17 protein-coding genes are annotated in these 19292 nt (G+C 64.0%); 7 read left to right on the top strand and 10 right to left on the bottom strand.

The features are described from left to right. Positions 1-8 precede the first annotated feature (8 nt). From FV234_RS09055 to FV234_RS09080, 6 genes are all read right to left on the bottom strand, one after another. Positions 9-560 carry a BREX protein BrxB domain-containing protein gene (locus tag FV234_RS09055; RefSeq protein ID WP_147828805.1) on the bottom strand — a complete coding sequence of 184 codons (552 nt, stop codon included), beginning with the start codon at positions 558-560 and terminating at the stop codon, positions 9-11. Next, complete coding sequence (locus tag FV234_RS09060) at positions 557-1255, bottom strand: hypothetical protein (RefSeq protein ID WP_210250869.1); 699 nt, start codon at positions 1253-1255, stop codon at positions 557-559. The genes FV234_RS09055 and FV234_RS09060 overlap by 4 nt, the downstream gene beginning before the upstream one ends. 300 nt (positions 1256-1555) lie before the next feature. Then, positions 1556-1819, bottom strand: coding sequence for a hypothetical protein (locus FV234_RS09065; RefSeq protein ID WP_147828807.1), 264 nt, complete (start codon positions 1817-1819; stop codon positions 1556-1558). A 365-nt stretch (positions 1820-2184) separates the two neighbouring features. Further along, positions 2185-2469, bottom strand: a complete 285-nt coding sequence (locus tag FV234_RS09070; protein WP_187273625.1) for an AAA domain-containing protein — start codon at positions 2467-2469, stop codon at positions 2185-2187. A 260-nt stretch (positions 2470-2729) separates the two neighbouring features. Further along, a complete protein-coding gene (locus FV234_RS09075; RefSeq protein WP_147828809.1) occupies positions 2730-3920 on the bottom strand; it encodes an AAA domain-containing protein in 1191 nt (396 codons plus the stop codon). Positions 3921-4266: 346 nt separating this feature from the next. Next, entirely contained in the window at positions 4267-4737 is a 471-nt protein-coding gene (locus FV234_RS09080) for a hypothetical protein (protein WP_147828810.1), read from the bottom strand. An 826-nt stretch (positions 4738-5563) separates the two neighbouring features. Between FV234_RS09080 and FV234_RS09085 the strand changes: the two genes are divergently transcribed. The 3 genes from FV234_RS09085 (at position 5564) to FV234_RS09095 (ending at position 9984) form a co-directional block, all read left to right on the top strand. Beyond that, entirely contained in the window at positions 5564-6556 is a 993-nt protein-coding gene (locus FV234_RS09085) for an IS481 family transposase (RefSeq protein WP_147828811.1), read from the top strand. A 111-nt stretch (positions 6557-6667) separates the two neighbouring features. Further along, positions 6668-8002, top strand: coding sequence for a DUF262 domain-containing protein (locus FV234_RS09090; RefSeq protein ID WP_147828812.1), 1335 nt, complete (start codon positions 6668-6670; stop codon positions 8000-8002). Further along, entirely contained in the window at positions 7999-9984 is a 1986-nt protein-coding gene (locus tag FV234_RS09095; protein WP_147828813.1) for a DUF262 domain-containing protein, read from the top strand. The genes FV234_RS09090 and FV234_RS09095 overlap by 4 nt, the downstream gene beginning before the upstream one ends. A 990-nt stretch (positions 9985-10974) precedes the next feature. Here FV234_RS09095 and FV234_RS09100 read toward each other — a convergent pair. After that, positions 10975-11988: a WYL domain-containing protein gene (locus FV234_RS09100; RefSeq protein WP_147828814.1), complete on the bottom strand. Its 1014-nt coding sequence runs from the start codon at positions 11986-11988 to the stop codon at positions 10975-10977. A gap of 116 nt (positions 11989-12104) precedes the next feature. Between FV234_RS09100 and FV234_RS09105 the strand changes: the two genes are divergently transcribed. The 4 genes from FV234_RS09105 to FV234_RS09120 all read left to right on the top strand — a co-directional run bounded on the left by FV234_RS09105 (position 12105) and on the right by FV234_RS09120 (position 15854). Next, positions 12105-12536, top strand: coding sequence for a hypothetical protein (locus FV234_RS09105; RefSeq protein WP_246686148.1), 432 nt, complete (start codon positions 12105-12107; stop codon positions 12534-12536). Positions 12537-12598: 62 nt separating this feature from the next. Further along, positions 12599-13894: a hypothetical protein gene (locus FV234_RS09110; protein ID WP_147828815.1), complete on the top strand. Its 1296-nt coding sequence runs from the start codon at positions 12599-12601 to the stop codon at positions 13892-13894. Positions 13895-14077: 183 nt separating this feature from the next. After that, positions 14078-14533, top strand: a complete 456-nt coding sequence (locus tag FV234_RS09115; RefSeq protein WP_147828816.1) for a hypothetical protein — start codon at positions 14078-14080, stop codon at positions 14531-14533. A gap of 97 nt (positions 14534-14630) precedes the next feature. Beyond that, on the top strand, positions 14631-15854 hold the full coding sequence (locus FV234_RS09120; RefSeq protein WP_147828817.1) for a hypothetical protein: 1224 nt from the start codon (positions 14631-14633) through the stop codon (positions 15852-15854). Between the two features lie 30 nt (positions 15855-15884). Here FV234_RS09120 and FV234_RS09125 read toward each other — a convergent pair whose 3' ends face one another. From FV234_RS09125 to FV234_RS09135, 3 genes are all read right to left on the bottom strand, one after another. After that, entirely contained in the window at positions 15885-16124 is a 240-nt protein-coding gene (locus tag FV234_RS09125; RefSeq protein ID WP_147828818.1) for a hypothetical protein, read from the bottom strand. Between the two features lie 212 nt (positions 16125-16336). Further along, positions 16337-16654, bottom strand: coding sequence for a hypothetical protein (locus FV234_RS09130; protein WP_147828819.1), 318 nt, complete (start codon positions 16652-16654; stop codon positions 16337-16339). Between the two features lie 193 nt (positions 16655-16847). Continuing rightward, complete coding sequence (locus tag FV234_RS09135; RefSeq protein WP_147828820.1) at positions 16848-18887, bottom strand: AAA family ATPase; 2040 nt, start codon at positions 18885-18887, stop codon at positions 16848-16850. Positions 18888-19292 lie beyond the last annotated feature (405 nt).

Below are 19292 nucleotides of genomic sequence, written 5' to 3' on the forward strand. Positions count from 1 at the left end.
GCCAATCCTCACTCGTTGTGCGTCGTGATGGGTACGGCGAGGTAATTCCAGCCGTCGCGCGCATCCAGCAGGCGATAGTTGTTGCGCTCAAAGTGACCCGGAAAAAAAACGACTAGCCGGCCTTCGATGTCCCCCTCGATAATTCGCAGCACCTCCGAGATGCGAGCGAGCCCGAACAGCGATCCGGTGCCTAGGAGGGCAACGACGGTGTTCTCCGTCACATCGGCCCTGCACAGAGTCGACCGAACCAAATCCGCGACGTACACGTGAAATTCAGCCTCAAGCTTGAGCTGAATGTCTTCAGGCGACATGAAGTATTCATCCTTGTATTCGTCAGCAGCCATCCATTGCGCGAACGCGTCCGCCAAATCGAGCTCGCGCCATTCGTGTCCGGCTTCTCGCGCTGCGGTCTCAAACGCCAGCTTTCGAGCGCGGAGGGTGCGCTCGAGCTCCTTGTCGTAGACAACTATGACGACCCGTTGCGCACCCGCGACGGTTCTCTGCCAGGATGTGGCAATGTGACGACCGAAAGATTCAGCAAGATCCTCAATACGCGTCATGGTCTCGGTCTAGCCGAGCAGGGATCAAGCCGAGACAGATTAATATCGACCACCTCGCCAGATATGCGGAGATCAATCAGGCCAGTACGCTTGGCCTCGAGAGCCATCTGACGCGCCCGCGAAGGATCGCAGTCCAGGACACGGAGCCAGTCACTCGAAAAAATCTCGGCACCCCGGAAACCAGCAGCATGAGAAAGGTAGAGTGCAAATGCTGCTGCGCTCGGACTCGCCTTGACTTGCCGCCGCTTTTTGAAAACGCGACCCTCCAAGTGCCCAGATTGTGCCCAGGAACTCGCCGCATTACGACAGACCTTGTCGAGTGTATTCGCGCTCAGGCGTCCGCTGACTACGGCCTGCAACAAGCTCTTCATGGAATCGCGCCCAAGCTCGCCATCAACTGGAAGCGACATAATCGAAGGCGCAGTTGCCGCGAGAAGCGGATCTCTGGCAATAGACATCAGGATGGCAAGTAGGGAACGCCCTTGAGGCTCAACGTCCCACAAACGCCGGAACACTCGAAAAGCGGGCACATGAGGGGCGAGCGCATAAAGTTCTCCTAGGCGCTGGTTGGTTAGCCGCCGTGTCGCCGCGGTCACCTTTGAGAGACAATTCCCCTTAATGATGGCCTGGGCGTATTCTTCGCGCTTTGCACCCGCAGGAACGATAGCGAAGACCTGTTGTAGTTCGTCGAACATAATCGTTCGACTGGTGTGCGTTCCCTTCGCCCCGCAGCGAAACCCAATTTCAACAGCATCAGTGGCAGGGCTGCCAAATCGGAAGAAGGACACAAGACACCATATTTATGCGAGCCCAACCGCGCCGGCAAGTTTGCCGGCGGTGGAACGTATGCTAGCTAGCTCCTACTTGCAGGGCAAGTGCGTCAAGGTCGATTTACAACCGGCGACGGCCTTGCCGTGCGGCAAGTATAGGTAGGAAGGGTTCACCTCGATGCTCTCTCAGGCCTTAATAGGCTGTTGGAAAAGTCGAAATGCACGTCAGAAGATTGAGACAACATACTGCTGGTGGGTGCGGTTTCCATATGGCCACACAAGATGTAGATCCAAATTCCACCTGTCTGGACTTTTCAACACCCTGTTAGTGGTCGGGCAGGTCGTCTCAATTTCGAGGTAGGGATCGACGATGGAGGGCGCGAAGCCCTCGCCCTGTGCAGTCGGCGTTAGTGCGAGGGCTTCGCAGAGGTTAAAGACTGCCTTCTGATCGACGCCGAACCGGCCTGCCGAGCCCGTCTCGTTCGTCATGCCAGTGGCCGAGCTGTACTGGATGCCCCGCTCTTCCCTCACGCTGGAATGGCCGTCTTTGACGACGAGCAGGCCCCGGGGCGGCCAGTAGCGGATTTACGACACCCGCTATCCCCTCTCGCAGGTCGACCGAGAGACTCGCGGCTTCCGCGTTGTCCGCATTTTGGATCGGCTCCTTGAGGACCGAGAACCGGATCTTGTAGTCGTCCTGCAGGTTGTGCCGGATCGGCAAAACGACTGAGCGCGCGTCGACCACGTAAGCGGGCATGCGAGTGATTCTGCAGCGGGATGATGCTTCGGCGTGCTCCGAGCGGAGTAGGAATATCGAAACGCGAGGCGTATCGATGGCCTCGGACCGGGCTGATCTACGCCGCAGTCTCCGCGGCCCAGCAGAACAGGTTGGTCAAGCGCATCTCCTCGACGCTCTCAGCCACGAGGTCGAGCAGTCCCGGTGAGGCGATGAGCACGGCGAGGCACCGCGCCCGGCTGATGGCGACGTTGAAGCGGTTGCGGGAGAGCAGGAACGCCGCATCGCGCGGCAAGTCTTCCGCACCAAAGGTCGCCATCGAGACCAGGACTACCTCCGCCTCCTGCCCTTGAAACCGGTCGACCGTGCCGACGCGCGCCCCGACCGGCAGGCGGCTCTTCAACAAATTTGACCTGCATGTTGTTGGGGGCGACCACGAGCACGTCGTCGAGCGTCATCGCGCGATCGCCCCCCCCGGCGGTCGACCACGCGCTGTCCGAGCAGGCTGTCCAAGATCGCACACACCTCCTCCGCCTCCGCCTCCGCCTCCGATTTCTGCCGGCAGCCGACGTGCGCGACCGGCCGAAAGGCGAGACCTGCGGGTTTCAGGGCCGGATGTGGGTCGGGGCCGAGAACCAGTCGCTGCTGGGCGCAGCCCGCCTCTTAGCGAAGCTGCCCGTCATAGACGGCCGCCGAAATGAAGCCGCACAGATTAGGGTGCATCCGCCAAGTGCGCGAGAGGAAGATGCTGCGCTCCGGCGGTACCACCGCGTGACCTCCGAGGAGGTGGTCGAGGGCTGAGACGCCGCTGTCGCGCGGGTGAGCGCCCTGGATCGGCTGGGCGAGTTGCATTTGGTCGCCAACGAGCACGAGCGAGCGCGCGCCCTGCGCCATGGCCACGAGGTTGCCCAGCGAGACCTGGCCGGCCTCGTCCACGAACAGCACGTCGCGGCTCGCCCGCAGATCCTCGCGGGCGAACAACCACGCGGTGCCCGCGAGGATGGGCAGGCTCGTGTCGACCCTCTTGTTATCGGCGACACTCGCGATGTAGCCTCGGCCGGCAAACCTGTCGTCGCCCGCGCCGTCCTTCTTCTGCCCGAGGATCGCGACAGGCCGGCCGGCCCCGTGGAGTCGTGTCTCGACCGCGTGGAGCACGTTGTCGATCGCCTTGTGGCTGTTTGAGGCGATGCCGACCGTCTTCCCATCAGCAATCAGCGCCGCGATGAGGTGGGAGATCGTGTAGGTCTTGCCGGCCCCAGGCGGCCCCTGGATCACGAGCCAGGAGCGATCGAGGGTGCGCACCGCCGCGATTGCCGCCGCCAACAGTTGGGTGGGATCATTGCACGCATCAGGTGGGATGACGGGGCTTCCCGCCGTCCGTCCGGTGAGACGGGGCGGCTCGCGCCGCAGCAGCGCGGCGATGTGCGGGTAGCCCGCGCCGCCCGCAGCCAGGTCCGCCGCGACCGTCCACACCGCCTGACGCAGTACGTCGACGCGGAAGGGCTGTCCGGGGATGAAGCTCGCCTCCTCCGGCGGAGGCCCGCTCTTCTTGCCGCGCTTGAGCGTGACGAGGCGGCGTGCCTCGTCGACGGCGATGATCTCTCCGGCAGAGGCCCCGCCCGCCGCGAGACACACTTCGCTGCCCGCGCGCAGCTTGGTCTCCTGCTCGGGATAGTGGAAGCGGTAGGTGAAGCTGCGCGCCTCTGTTCCGAGCCAATCCTCGCCGTCACGGCGGCATTCGGCGAGACACTCCTCACCCTCCTGGAGCTCCTCGAGCCCGCGTTCCTGGCGGTCGAAGTAGGCCCACCACGCGGGCTTCTGTTCCCGCCGATGAAACCCAACGAGGCCGGCCATGAGCTGGCGTGCCTCGGACCCCGGCAAGCCCGCCGAGCAGCGCCGCGGTCGAAACGTGAGCCTCAATAAGATGCTGGCGCTGGCGGCGGGAAATGTCGGCGACGCGGCAGAGGTGGTCGGCCTCCGTCCACGCCGCGTCGCACGCCGTCCCCCACCCGCACTTGCCGCAATGGCCGCACGGCTCACCCTGCAAGCCGACCGGCGTTTCCTGCGCGAACAGTTCGAGGCGTCGGGCGGCCCGGCGGACGTAGTGCCGAACGTCGGCGGGGCGGAACCGCTCGACCACGTGGGCGACAGCTGCGTCACCGCTACCGAGCATCAGCGCACCGTGCTCGGCCACGCGCCCCTACACCCGCGCCAGCAGATCGCCGTAGAGGGCGATCTGCATGACGTGCTCGGGCCGCGCGGCGTGGGCGAGCCTGGCGTCCCACGGGTCGTAGGACCAAGCCCGGGTCGGGCAGGGGGCCTCGACACGCATGAGGAAGTCGGCGTAGCCGATCCAGGGCCCGTCCGCGAGCGCGGCCTGCGCGATCAGCGGCACGCCGCGGTCCATCGCGGCGCGCGTCTCCATCGTGCATCGTTCCGGTGTGTCGCGCGTGATCGCGACAGGCGGCCCGTGGAGCGCGGCGAGGCAGCGGTCTTCGTGCTCCTGTCCCTTGCGCTGGATGAGCGCGGCCTGTGCGTCTGCAGCCGCCTTGGGCTCCGGGCGCAAGCCGCGTCGCTTCTCGAGCGTCCAAGCCGCCGAAGTCAAGCAGCCGAGGAACGTGGCCAGAAAGGTCGGCGAGAGTCGGCCAAACTCGTACGTCGACGCTGCCATACTCTCTCCGTGCCCACCCGACTGCGTGGCCATGACATGGTGCCGAACCCATCTACCACAGGTTGTTGTGGCGGCGGTGGCATAGGAGTGCAATTGCGCGAATGGAGCCGGATCGCAACGTACGGATGAAGCCGATCGGAGCGTGTCTGGCATCGCGTCGCAACATCAGCGTTCGAGTCAAAGCGGCGGTCGCGAACGCGCCCAGCATCCACTCCTCCGGTGTCATGGCCGAAGGGTCGCCCGGAGCAGCGGCTTAAAGCCTCCGCTTCAGGCGAACCCACCCTGATTGAAGATCCAGAGAACAGGAAGGTGTCGCGCTTGAGGGGGGGCGCCCATCAGATTCGCGTCTAGCGACGCTAAATTTGGAGGTGTCTGCTGGAGGAGCCAACCAGTATTTCGGAGCAGGCCAGATGTGAGGTTACTGCATGGCGGTGACCGCAGGTAGCCACAAGGCCAAACCCAGAAAGCTGATGGGCGTGGGCACCCGATAGCCTAAGGACAAACGCGGCTGGAGGCGGCAATATGTATTCTGCCGTAGATCGATCATGATCTACTTCTTCCCCAATATGTCAAAAATCTTTTGGCGCAGGCACTGGTCGCGCAGCTTCTGTTCGGAGACGTCCGTCTCCTTGCAGGCTACGACGGTGCACTTGCCTTGCTACAGGCTGTGCCTTGATCTGGCACAGAAGCAACACGACCTATGCCGCGATCGGCCGTTGTCCTCGCTTCGTCCCCAACCTCTCCGGTCCTGGGTAATCCTCTCAATTAGATGTTTGATCCCGGGGTTTGATGGTGCACTTTTCACGTCGGAGTGGAGGGACGCGCTATGGGCCAGGTTCTTCACGGCAGCGCCACAACGACGGAGGCGATCCGTCGAGCGATCCAGCATAGTCAAGCGAGCCTGAGGGCGCTCTCGAAGCGCTACGGAATCAACCAGAAGACAGTCGCTAAGTGGCGGCAGCGGACCTCGGTCGCCGACCAGCCCACGGGTCCGAAGGATCCGCGTTCGACGGTGCTGTCACCGGCGGACGAGGCGGTCGTCGTCGCCTTTCGCCGCCATACACTCCTACCCCTGGACGATTGCCTCTACGCGCTCCAGGCCACGATCCCGCACCTGACCCGCTCGTCGCTGCACCGCTGCCTGCAGCGCCACGGCATTAGCCGATTGCCGGAGGTCGACGGCGACAAGCCCAAGCGATCGCGCTTCAAGGCCTACCCGCTTGGCTACTTCCACATCGACCTGGCTGAAGTTCACACGGCCGAAGGGCGGCTCTACCTGCTCGTCGCCATCGACCGCACGACCAAGTTCGCCTTCGTTGAGCTTCATGAGAAGGCGACACGGCGGGTTGCGGGTGACTTCCTCCGCCATCTCATCGAGGCCGTGCCCTACAAGGTGCACACGGTGCTCACCGACAACGGTACCCACTTCACGACACCCGGCAACGTTGCCTCGGCCGCCTCCATCATCAAGGAAGCGATTGCAGCCGGCGAGACCTTCCGAGCCCACAGCTTCGAGTCCGCCTGTGCCCGCAACGATATCAACCATCGCCTGACCAAAACGCGGCACCCCTGGACGAATGGGCAGGTCGAGCGAATGAACCGCACGATCAAGGACGCGACGGTCAAGCGCTACCACTATGACAGCCACGCGCAGCTCCGCGCCCATCTGGCCGACTTCGTCAGCGCCTACAATTTCGGCCGCCGCCTGAAGACCCTGCGTGGCCTCACGCCCTACGAGGCCATCTGCAAAGCATGGTCTGCCGAGCCCGGTCGCTTCAGGTCAAACCCGCTCCACCAAATCCCGGGACCAAACATCTAGCGTGGCCCAAAGCCAGCCGGTCAGGGCACAAGGCTGTTGCATCTTTGCGAGAGGGCAGTAACTAAATCACGGCTGTCAGATCATCAGGGCGAGTTGAGAGAATTGTAAGGGATGGCGATTCGTCGGGAGGGAGTCAGCGTTGTTAGCGTTGGCGAGCTGATCAAACAAGAATTACGGGTCCCGCCGTACCAGCGCCCGTACCAATGGGAACCGTCGACTGCTCTGCAGTTGCTCGACGATATCAGCGATGCCTTCCAAGATGAAGAACGGTTCGAGATTCCATATGTCCTTGGAGCAGTGATCCTGCATCAAATAAATTCTAGTGATATCATCCTCGACATAGTCGATGGTCAGCAAAGATTGCTAACTCTCAAGATGATTTTGGCGATCCTCAACGGAGATGGCGGGGAGCAACTCGCGGCGATTCCAAACAATCCTGTCGCGCTCGCGTGGAACGCGCTTAGCCGTCGGGTCCGAATGTGGCCAAATAGTCGAAGGATGGATATCGCGAATTATATCGGGGCTGAATGCCAGTTCGTCCGGGTTGTCACCACCGACATGGATGAAGCATTCCGAGTTTTTGACTCGCAAAATTATCGCGGCAAGCCGCTCGCCCCGCACGACCTTCTCAAAGCGCACCATCTGCGCGAGATGCGAAAGGAATCCGAGCCGATGATGGCGGCCGTGGTCGAGAAGTGGGAGTCAGTCTCGGACCGCGATCTCGACCGCTTATTTTCGACATTCCTGTACAGGATTGCTCGTTGGATCCGCGGCGAAGCTGCACCGACCTTCACTGCCCGTGACATAGGGATGTTCAAGGGAATCGGACTGGCTGACATTAAGGCGCCGAGTGCCCGCTATCACTTAGCGGCCCAAGCAGCGGTTCCGTTGTTGAGCGCCTGGGCATCAAGCGCAGGTGAACTTAGCGCACGAAATCTGAACAGGACTCGATTTCAACTTGATGCACCGGTGACGGCCGGTCGCGGATTCTTCGAAATGGTCACGTTCATGCTTGGCGAATTGACCGAATTGCGACGTACGGCCTTTGAGGGATGGGAAAAATTCGCTTCCTACCGCCTAGGCGAGCACACCAACGACGGTGAGATATTCAACGAAGCTCCCTCCGGCCGCAGGTACAGGTACGTCACTGAGCTGTATTTAGCATCGCTGCTTTACTTCACGAACAAGTTTGGCGACGACGATCTGGAAGCCGCTCGGCAGAGGCTGTTCGCCTGGTCCTTCACTCCGCGCGTCCAGTTCCTGCGGGTTCAGTTCCGGACCATCGACAAGCTAGCCCAGGGAATCGACGCGCGTTCAGCGTTCGGCCTACTCCGGAACGCGGAAAATAGCCGGACAATCTATGAGCTTTCGTCCTCAAGTAAGCAGTACATGGACGGACATGAGGACGCGCTTGCTGCTGTGCTGAAGAACTTGGGACCACGATGACCACCGCGAGCCTCCTCTCCGTCGACGCGCTGTTCGGCGACATCAATGCGAGCTACACAATTCCAATCTACCAGCGCAATTATGCTTGGGACGCGGAGCAGATCGAGCAGCTCATCAACGACGTCTCTGATGCGATGCACAACGGCGACGAATCTTACTTTCTCGGCAATCTAATTGTCACCGAGCGCGGCTCCCATTTGACTGACTACGAGGTCATCGACGGCCAGCAACGACTGACAACGCTCTACCTCTTACTGACATTTTTCTTCCAAGTCTGGGGCCACGAAATTCCCGGTGGCTACAGGGACCGTCTGCAATACCAATCTCGGCCAAAATCGAGTTACGCGCTACGGCGTATTACAATTAAACAGCTTGGGCGCGCCGGCCCAACCGCTGACACTGCTGATGATGAAGATCAAAGGATTTATCGGGGTTACAATATTATCAGTCAGTTCATGCTCCAAAAGATACAGGGCGACGACCGCACCCGATTCGCTGCGTACCTGCGAAACCACGTTAACCTCGTGAGAGCGGTTCTGCCGAAGAAAACCGACCTGAACCGTTATTTCGAGATTATGAACACGCGTGGGCAGCAGCTCCAGCAGGTAGACATCGTCAAAGCTCGCCTTATGGGACTGCTCAGCACTGACGAGCAGGCATGCTTTGCATGGGTCTGGGAGGCCTGCGCTGATATGGACTCCTACGTCCAAATGACCTTAACGCGCGAAAATCCCCAACTCCGGGCGCGTTTGTTTGGCGAAGACTGGGCATGGCTACGCTCTGATTCATCGTTCGGCGAGCTTCTCGAGGTTCACCGCGTAGGTAATTACAACGCGAATGAGGCCAACTCCGTCGAATTTTCCGATAAGTGGCTGACACTCGACGCTGCGTTGCTTAAATATGCGGCCGCCGGCGCGCCTTCGTTGTCAGAAGATGAGGATAACGCTCGTTTCCGTTCGACGATCGAATTTCCAACTCTTTTACTACATACGTTGAGCGTTTGGCAAGAAGACGGCGACGCTGATGACGCTGGCTTGGATGATAAGAAACTAATCTATCGCTTTTCGAACGCATTCGATCCTAAGATTACAGATGGGGTTACGCTGCGCAGTAAGGCGCATCAGTTCCTTGTCCTGCTGCTGCGCTGCCGGAACTACTTCGACGCCTACGTACTGAAGAGGCAGTTCACCGCCACAAACCTTGATGAAGGCGATTGGTCTGTTAAACGCTTGGTTAGAGGAAACAAAAATTCGCCCCAGTACATTAACACCGCGGCCTCTGCTGCGATCGAAGTTGAGGATGATTGCGAGGAAGACTCGACCACGAATGATCTTCTTCTAATCGAGTCAATGCTGCGAGTAACTTACACGTCTCCGCGGACGATGCACTGGATCACCCTCGTCCTACGGACCGTCAACGCTCACCATTCAGCCCATTCAGCCGAAAGCGTGGTATGGCGGATACACAACGAGCTCCGCGAGTACGCGCGCGAAGAAGTCCGAAGTCATCTCTCAGCGTCAGGAAATCCTAAGCAGGGATTCGACATCAGCCGAATTGTGTTCACCTACGTCGACTATCTGCTGGCAACCGCCTCCCGGAAGAGAGATTTCCGGTTCATTTTCCGCAACTCGATCGAGCACTTTTACCCGCAGAGCCCAGACACCGAGCTTCAAGCGGCCTACGGCGTGCTTGAGTCTCGCGCTGATTGTGATCTATTCGGAAATCTTGTGCTTATTACCGCTCCCGACAATTCGAAGTTCACGAACTCTCTGCCCTCTACGAAAGCAAATTACGATCGAATTGTGGCGCAGAGTCCAAAACTCAGCGAGATGGCAGAGATTGCAAAGAATCATACGTGGGACAGCAGTGCGATAAAATCGTATCACAACAAGATGGTTGATCTCCTTCGGGCCGACATTGGTATTTGCGAAAGGCGGACACACAAGTCCGCAATAGAAAGCGCACAGTGTGAGATATCGTGATGTAAGCTTAAGGCTCCTGACAACGGGCTGGGTGGTTTGGCGTCTGTGAAGGAGCGAGACAGCGATAACATCTCGTTCGGCGGGATGGGCTGTTCTTCGACCCGTTCGGCTACGCCACGTCGGGCGCCGGCGGAACCGGTTCAGCGCGGGCTAGGCCCAACCATGAGGGATAAAACGCTCATGCCGCTCCTGAGCCCCGCGCTGCGCTCTCAACTCGTCCCATACTCGATCGACTCAGCGAGAGCACGATGTCGGTCCTCGTCGGGCGCCCGCTTCCGCTCACCGACATCCTGCACGCCTCCGCCTACTACCCCGCGGGCGGGTTCCACGGTTTCCCCGTGAAGTGGCTGTAGCGCCGGGCATTCGTTCGTCTATGCCGATTACGGTGGCGGGGTTGAGGCGGCCCGCGCAGCGGCGCAGGAACTGGGCCTCGCCGGATATCGCGTCTTCGGCTCGGTGGACGTCACCGACGCGCAGCGCACGCCAAACGGCTGGACGCCAAGTCTCGCTGGCGCCAATAGACGTGAGATCGCTCGTGCGACGGGGGAGGGGCTCACACTCGGGATGGTGCAGCCGCCCCCCGCCCACTGGACGGTGTTCGGGCGGCGCGCCGAGTACTGCGACGATCACGGACCGCGTTGCATCAGCATCCTGTACGTCGGCGGCGACGGCGTGGCGACCTACGATGTCTGTACCGGGGCAACGCGTGCCCACCCGAGGTCCTGTGTCCGATCCGTTCGGGGGCGGGTTTCGGCTTCAGTTACACGGACTTCACCGCGCAGGACGGCCTTATGGCGGAGGTGGTGCTTGGCGCCACGGCCCGGGCCGTGCCAGCATACCTCGTCTCCGATCTGGCCGGCCCCGACGGAGCCTGAAGCTGGCCGCAGCACTACCGGCACGTGCTCCAGCACGTTCCCAATCGGCTAAAAATCCGGATTTGGGCCCGCGGCTGACGAGGCCGCCAGTCCCACCGTCGAGATGGAGAACACCTCAGTCGGCCGTGCGATCCAGCGCGGCTGTCGCCTCATCCAGGCAGACACGATACCGCTGCTTCAGCGCCTGCGGGGCCAGGATCTCGACATGCGCCCCCCAGGTGAAGAGGTGCCACGCCATCTCGCTGAGCCCTGAGGCGCGGAAGGCGACGGTGACGCTGCCGTCCTCGTTCAATGTTACGTGCTGTTGGGGATGGAAGAGAAACCGTCGTGCATCAGCTGCAACCTCGGGTGCGAACCGCCACGCCACGTCGAAGGTCTCACCATCCCAGAACGCGCCGAAGGACCGGGCGGCATAGGCCGGCAAGTCGAAGTTCTCGTCTCGCACGAAGGTCTCACCGGTCAGGCGCAACCGCTCGATGTTGGCGATCGCGTAGATGCGATGCTCGCAGACGTCCGGATGCGGGTTGAAGCCGACGAGGTAGGTGCGCGAGCCCGTAAGAAAGCCGTAGGGGTGCAGGATCGGGTAGGAGAGCGAGCCCGTGTCGCGTCGCTTGTAGACGAGGCGCACTGAATGGCAGGCGAGGACAGCCTCCCGCAGACCCAGGATGATCTCCGGCGCGATGGTCTCCTGGGGACCAGGTCGGACAACGACACCAGTCGCGGCAAACAAAGTCTCGAGGTTCACGTCGACGCGTCTGAACGCCTGCCGATTTTGATTGGCTTCGAGCTTGACTGCGAGGGTATTCAGTCGCCCTGCCTCGTGGACGAGCCCTTGGCGTCGCGCCCGATCCGCCGCGACGCGCAGCTCCATAAGCTCTTCGAGCGCTGGGGTCTGAAGCGGCGCCAAGCGCCCAGCCGGAACGCGCCAGCTCTTCGTGCCGTCGTCACGGGTGAACGAAAGGAGACCGTCCGGCAGGAGTCGGTGCAGCGTGTCACGCAGCCGCTCAGCGGTTCGCCGGTTGACGCCGACGGTCTCAGCCATCTGCTCGAGCGTCAGACCGCCGCGCGCTTCAGCCAGCGCGAGGCCTAAGGCCAGCAGGCGCTCGGCGGGTGCGTAGCGCGTCCCCATCAGCGTCGACCCTGATTCCACGTCCGCTTCTGTCGTAGGGATGAGGTTTACCTCTCACGACGATCCGATCAAGGCCCGAGGCGGGTTAGCGGCCGTCGCGAGCTCTGGAGGCAGGCATGGGGTGGGGAACGCGCACGATTGGACGAGGCGAGATCGCCCAAGTTCAGGCGGAAGGCCGCCGGGCCGAGCGGATCGCCGAGCGAGGCGGTCTCGTCACCTGCACACTCGAGGCAGAGAGCGTACAGGCCCTGAAGGATGCCGGCGTCGTGCGCGACGACGCCGAGGCACGCCCCGATGGAACGATGCTTCTAACGATGGTCCGCGACGAGTGCGACGCCCTCCTAGCGAACCGGCAATCGGGGGAGGGCACCGGCGCGACCCTCCTGCGTTTGCTGGGACGAGACCCCATTGCCTGGAAGGCGGCGCATGCCTGCGTCGCCAAGGCCCGACGGCGAGCGGCGGCACCGTTCACCCCGAAGGCAGAGCTCGCTGCGCTCGCCCGCGCGGCGGTGGCCGAGCGCGACCGTCTGACCGGCCGCGGCCCGTGACGGCTGCCGAACTGGCGGGGACACGCTAAGGTGGCGCCCGCCGTATCGATCGCAGGGCGTCCATGACCCTCCGGACCATCATTGCCTGGTCTTTGCTCGCGCTCACTGGGATCGTCCTTGCGGGCACGGGGGCTCGTCTGCTCCCGCAGGCCCGCAGGGCAGCCCTGGTGCTGCGGGCAGCCGAAGCCCCGCCCGCGCTCGCCGATCTGCGACTGAAGGATGTCCTAAGCTCGGAGCGCGTGGCCGCCGAGATCGACGCCGCACTCGCGGCCGAGGACGACGAACTCGCCCAAAGCTTCATCGACCTCGCAGACGGCCGCGGCATCTCGGTCAGCGCCGACCAGCGTGAGCGCTTGGCGACCTTGCGTAGCAGTACCGCCTATTTTTCGGCCCGCGCCTTCGCCGCAGGCGCGATGACGGGCGAAGCCGACAGCGCGGCCGGCCTCGCCGGAACCTTGGCCGCGGATGTTACCGGCGTGGGTGACATCCGCGATCTGGTGCGTGAAGCGCCTCTATGTGCACGCGGAGATCCGGCCTGTGATCGCGTCGTAGTCGGCTTGGCGACCGTCGGGCTCGCCACTACTGCCACGACGTGGATAGGGGGCCTCGGCCTGGCGGCCCGGGGCGGCGTGACGATCACGAAGGTCGCCCGCAAAATGCATCGTCTATCGGAGCCGCTGACAGCTGGCCTGACGCGGATGGTGCGCGCGTGCGTCGACCCGGCCGCCGTCGAGGCCCTGCTCCAGGCCGGCCGGCGCATGAACATCGACGGCTTGCGTGCAGCAGCCGTCGCAGCGATCCGACCGACCGAGGTCGGCGCGCTCCGTGACCTCGGCCGCAACGTCTACCAGCTCTACGGTATCACCGGTGCGCGCGGCGTGCTCCAGGCCCTATCGCTCGCCCGTTCACCCGTTGAGGTCGTGCGAATCGAGCGGCTGGCCGCGCGCTTCGGTTCGAAGACGCGGGCGACGCTGAAAGTGCTCGACCGCGCTGCGCTGGTGCTAGGTGCAGAAATTTCCGCGCTCGTAAGGGCCGTACTGGGTGGCATCGCCTGGTGCATCGGCGTGGCGCTGTTCTGCCGTCGCCTCGGGCTGATGGTCGGGCGCGTGCTCTGGCCGCGGCGACCACCCGCGGACAGATCCCTGGAGGCGACCCGCGTCGCGATAAGCCTCTCCGCGGCGACTCCACGTCCGATTCTGTCGCAACGCCCGGTTACCTCGGTGACCGACGGCCGCGGCGCGCAGCCGATCGGGGCCGAGGCATCGGGGAGCGCTGACGATGAACGAGAACGCGGAGTGGTCGCGGGTGGCCCAAGCGCGGACGCGCGCTGCGCTGGAAGCCGCCCCCCTGACGTCTGAGTTGTGCCTCAAGCACAGCGCGGGCCGCTTCGGCATTCTGGCGGGCGCGGATCGGCTAGGCGGTCCGCTGAGCGTCGTCGATCGGGTAAGCGGGGCCGTCCATTCCTACGCTGACGCCGAGGCTCTGATCGCGGCTGGGTGGGTCCTCGACTGAAATCCGAGGTCTTCCCGGCGGAGCGCGCAATGATCCGAAACCCGAACTTCATGCAAGCGCCGAGCGCGAAGCGGTCGCAGCGGTCGGTCGGTCTCATCGGCTGCGATCTCTCCGACATTACGGTCGCGACGGGGGCCGGCGGGGATCTCACAGTGGACGGGCGCGCGGTGGTCGTGGCGGGGCAGGGGGACACCGAGGTCGGGGCGCGGCTGCGCGCCGCCCTCGGCGCTCTAACAGCCGAGGGTTATGGCGGCGCCCGCGTGCTGCTGCAGCTCCTGCGCAAGCGGGACTTTCCGAGCTTCACACTCGAGCGCTTCGACGCCTGCATTACAGCGGCCTACGCGGATGATGCGGACCGCGTCTGGATCGCGACAGTGATGCCCGACCACGACCAAACGGCGCTGGCGCTCATAGCCTTCCGCCCACCACACGCGACCGCCGCAGTGCTCCGAATGCGCGCGATGCAATGGGGGCTCAGGGACTGACCTGGACGCTCCTGCGATCCTTAGAAACCGAACGATGGATTGAACCGCGTCGCGGATCGATCCCGCAGTCTGGTCACGAAGGAGGAACATCGGATGGATGATCATGGCGCAGGCAGCACGGCAGACCCTCACCGACTTCGCGGACGAGCTCTACCTCACCTACCTGCAGCTCCACAGCGTCTGGGGTTGCCCGGGCCGCATCCCCCTCGAGGCGCGCGCCTGGACACCGCCCCCCACCCCGGCGTTGATCACGGACGCGGCGGCGCGTGGTTTTCAAGACTGGATCGAGGACGCCGCCTGCACCACCGCGCTCACTGAGAAGCGCGGCGGAATTACCTACGCCTGCGCAGTGCGTGGCCTCTATGACGCTATCACCAGCGCGCTTCTCACTGCGGCACACCCCGGTCCGGTCGACGTGTGCGGATGGGCGTTCGACCTCGCGTGGTCCGGGGACCTCTGGATCATCGACGCGCCGCGGCCCAAATCATCCCCCCGCAGCCCCACCGATGGCGCAGAATCTGGGCGCGCACCGGCAAGGCGCGCGCGCGCCGTCCCACGCCGTGAGGTCCTCGGGCTCTTCGCCGCCGTCCCATCCGCCCTCACGCTCGGAACGGGTCGTGCGTTTGCGCATCCAACCACCCATCCAGCTTGGGCAGTTGCATCGGCGGTCGCCCTCGAAGCCCGACCCCACACCGTACTCGCGACCGTTCTGCGCGTGCTCGACAGCCTGCCTTGGGCGGATCGGTGGACCCATATCACCTCGGAGAAAACCCACTGCGCCCTCGAGCGACTGCGCGAACTCGACACCGGGCCGTTCGTGTCGGCCGCGACGCTCGTGCGGGGACTCGCCGAAACGCTAACCGCCGATAGCTGTCCGCGCTGCCGGACCGCAGTTTCACGGGACGTCGCGCGCGCCGAGACAGCGGACCACGTCCGCTTCCATGCTGCGACCGCTGACCTCTTGCTTGCCCGCCTGCGGCGATACGCGGCCGCGGGCACGACGTGGTACGGCCAGGAGCAGGGCGCGCCCATGAGCTGGGATGGGCTTGTGACGAGCGCAACGTTCGACCTGTGGAACTTCTGCGCGTCGTTGAGGATGCGCGACGAGTGCGTCGTGCAGGCGGCCGACCCGCTCACGTTCACCGATGAAATCCAGGTCGCGCTTGGCCCCTTGCTGGTGCGCCTCCAGCGGGGCAACACGCGTTTGATAGGACCGGCCTTGTGCGCGTGGGTACCGCCAGGGCTTGGCGCCGCCGCGGGCGATCGGCGAGCCCTCTCCCACATCTGGCTGCTCGACGATGTCGAGGGGCCGCTGTCCTAATGCCCATACCGTTCGTCCTCCACCACGGGATCACGGCACGGCCGGCGCCTGCTCTTGTTCGATCGCGATCTGCGGAAAGCCCCGTCCCAAAGGCTCGGTCGAAGCGGGCTTCGTCGTCGGCGGGTCACAGTCGAGGAGCTTCTTGGCCACGAGGGTCGCGATCAGCTCGGCGGAGATCGCGTCGAGGACTTCGTGGAACTGCTGATCGTCCAGGTCGATCATGATGCTGAAGGCAACCTCAAGTCGCGCGTGGTTCGCCGGCACGAGCACGGCGTCGTCATCCCCTGCTAGTAAGCTCGGCAGATCGCGTCGACCTGCCCCTGGATCGCCTTCTGCTTATCGCGCAGAACGAACTCGCGCGCGCTCGCCGTCGCCGTGGTCTGCCTCCTCGCGTTCCTCCACGCGCACGAAATCCGGACTGGGCTCACGCTGATAGTCACACTGACGGGCTGATGATCCCTCGCGCGGTGCACCGCGTCCGCTCACACGATAGCGGACCAACCCGCGACGACCATGGCCTCGACGTGCTCGTATGTGACCGTCTCCCGCGCGCGTGGATCGACGACTCGCAGGTGTCCGTCCAGGATATCGTGGGCGGCGAGGAGCGCATGCTGTCCGCTGACGTGTCGAAGCGGTAGCGCGTCCGCCCCGACGACATCGACGTTGATCATCGCGGCGAAGGTACGGGCGACCGCGTGGGCCAGGCGCTCCGAGTCACGCACGACCGGCTCCTCGTCCACCGGGGTGACCGCGAACACCATCGAGGACTGAGCCGCTACGTAACGTTTGGGTTTTGGCATGGTCGTCTCCTGCCTGGGTTTAGGCTCCATTGCCCACAAACCTCCTGAACCCATTGGACCTTTGCGACGGGTGCGGCGCTCGGGGACCATGCGAGGGCCTGAATGGGTAGGATGGTCGACGGCCGTAGCGGACGATCGGCATGCGACGCGAGGGTCGCATCCGGTCCCGCCGGTGGCATGCGCGCTGCCCGCATCACGGGCAGAAGCCAATGCGGGCTCGCCCAGCCTGCGGTTTGACCGCGACTTCAGCTGACAGAAGCGCCAACAATCCGGCCGGGTCGGCGACGCCTAGGACCGAGGCCTTGCGCGCGACAACGGCGAAGTCACCGGGCGCCAGGGGCTCGAGGTCGGATAGGCCCGCAGGTGCGGGATCTCCAAATCGAGTCTCGAACGCGTGCCGCGCCTGGTCCGCGGTCATGGGACGGAACTCGACCTTGAACAGGAACCGGCGCAGCGTGGCCGGGTCGAGGCTCTCCATCAGGTTGGTGGTGCAGGCAAACGGATGCTGCGCCGCCTCCATGTGCGTGAGCATCTCGTTGACCTGGCTCACCTCCCAACTCGCGCGTGCGTCGGCGCGGTCGCGCAGCAGGGAGTCGGCCTCGTCGAGGACGAGCATCGCGCCGCGTTCGGCCGCCTCAGCGAACGCGGCGGCGATCGCCTGCTCGGTCCCACCGACCCACATCGACAACAGGTCGGACGCCTTGCGCTCGATCACGTCGACCCCGAGTCGCGACGCGAGATAGCGGGCGTAGGCGCTCTTGCCGGTACCCGGCAGACCGTGGAAGCAGAACGACAGCGCCCGGCCGGGGCAAGCTGCCACGCGATCGGCGAGGTGGGCGAGATCGATATCGGCAGCCGACAGGGCGGGATCGAACAGCGCAGGCTTGCGCGGGGTCAGGGATACGCGCCCGAGCAGCGTCTGCTGGATCGATCGCGCGGAGAGGGCCGCCGCTCGCGCGCCGCCACGGGTGAGCTTGGCCACCCGCAGCCCGCTGTCTAGGATCGCTGGAGCAGCCTCGATGTCGGCGAGGCCATCGAGATCCCGGGGCGGGAGCGCCAGGCCCCGCTGTGCGGCGATGCGCCCGATCATGATCCGTCGCCGCTCACGTCCGGGCTCCGGCAGGCGGACCGCCAGCGCCATCCGGCGCATGACGGCGGGCCCGAGGCGCTCGGGGTGATTGGTGATCCACACCGTCGGCGCCTCCGTGGTTTCCACGAGGCGGTTCATGAACACCTTCGAGCCCCGGCGCTTGCCAGCATCATCCTCGTCGACGCCCGTGAAGATATCATCGGCCTCGTCAACGACGAGGAGCATGCGGCCTGCCCGGGCGGCCAACGCCCGGGCAACCGCGAAAGCGGCGACGCGATCCCGACGATTCGGCTCAGCGTCGAGTTCATCCGCCTCACCGACGAAGCAGGCGCGCGCCGCCAAGCGCTCAGCCAGGGTGCGGGCAAACTCAGTCTTTCCGGTGCCAGGGGCTCCGTGCACCAACAGGTTGATCCCTCGGCTGCGCCGAGCGAGGGCGGCACCGACGAGTGCCTCTGCGAGGTCGCGGATCTCGCCCAGATGCGCGAAGTCATCCCACTGTAGGTGGGCCGGTGCGAAACGTCCGAGCAGCGCGGCGCGCAGGGCTTCATCTCCACTGGCGCTGAGCCGCGCGATTTGAAGAACGGTGCCCGACGGTGCGTAATCGCCGCCTTTGCGGTCCTCGAGCAGGCCGAGCAGCCGGAGCGGACACACGGTCTTCAGGCGCTGCCGTACGCGCTCGAGCGGGTGGGCGGTCAGTGCGGCAAGGCCCGCTACGTTGATCTCGTCGCGCCCCGAATGCGACTCGCCGGCCAGCGCCGCGAGGGATTGGAAGGGACGAAAGAGCGCGGATCGGACGGCGAGCTTCAGGATCGCTCCGTCGAGGGGCGGGAGGGCGAGCGTGCGACATAGCCAAGCCAAGCGCCGCTCGAGCGACGAGGGCGGTGGTACCCGCCGGCCCGCGGTTAGGGCCTCCACGACAGGCTTGAGGGCGATCCAAGTCCGACCCTCGACCTCGCCGATGCCGATTTCGAGATCGCCGAGATCGAGGGTCGGCAACGGGCCGCAGCCGAGCCGGCCGGCATGGTCGACGAACCATTTGACGAGCGAACGATCGGGGGCGGATCCGCTCGATCTTGACCGTTCGGGCCGCAGGAGGGCGGTGTGGGCGCACAGGCGCAACTGGAACAGGTCGTAGCGGGTCATCAGGCTCCCTCAAAAATCAAGCGAGAGAGAAGCGTGATGGCTACGACAGAAGCGGACGTATCGCGTATAAGCGAGCTATGTGCGGGCGCTGGAGGAGGAAACGCTCGACGCTCAGCCTCAGCCGTGGACCGGCTCTGGCATCAGGTCTGCGATCTGACTGCAGATCGGCGGTCGTCGATTAGTCCGTTTGTGCCCCAAGTGTAGGGGTAAGAGTGCTCGAGCTTTGAACACTTGTGCCGGACGTGAACAGTGCAGAACTTGGGGACGGCTGCGTGTGCGCAGGTGTTACCCCAATGGCTGGACTCGCGTCGCTCGAGCTGCGGTCAAAGGATTCGGTGCGCTGAGCAGCGGGGGGAGGACGTGTGTAGCTAGAATTGGCCGAAGGCACGCGATGCACCGTTGGGG

Source organism: Methylobacterium sp. WL8 (assembly GCF_008040045.1).
Classification (GTDB): Bacteria; Pseudomonadota; Alphaproteobacteria; order Rhizobiales; family Beijerinckiaceae; genus Methylobacterium; species Methylobacterium cerastii.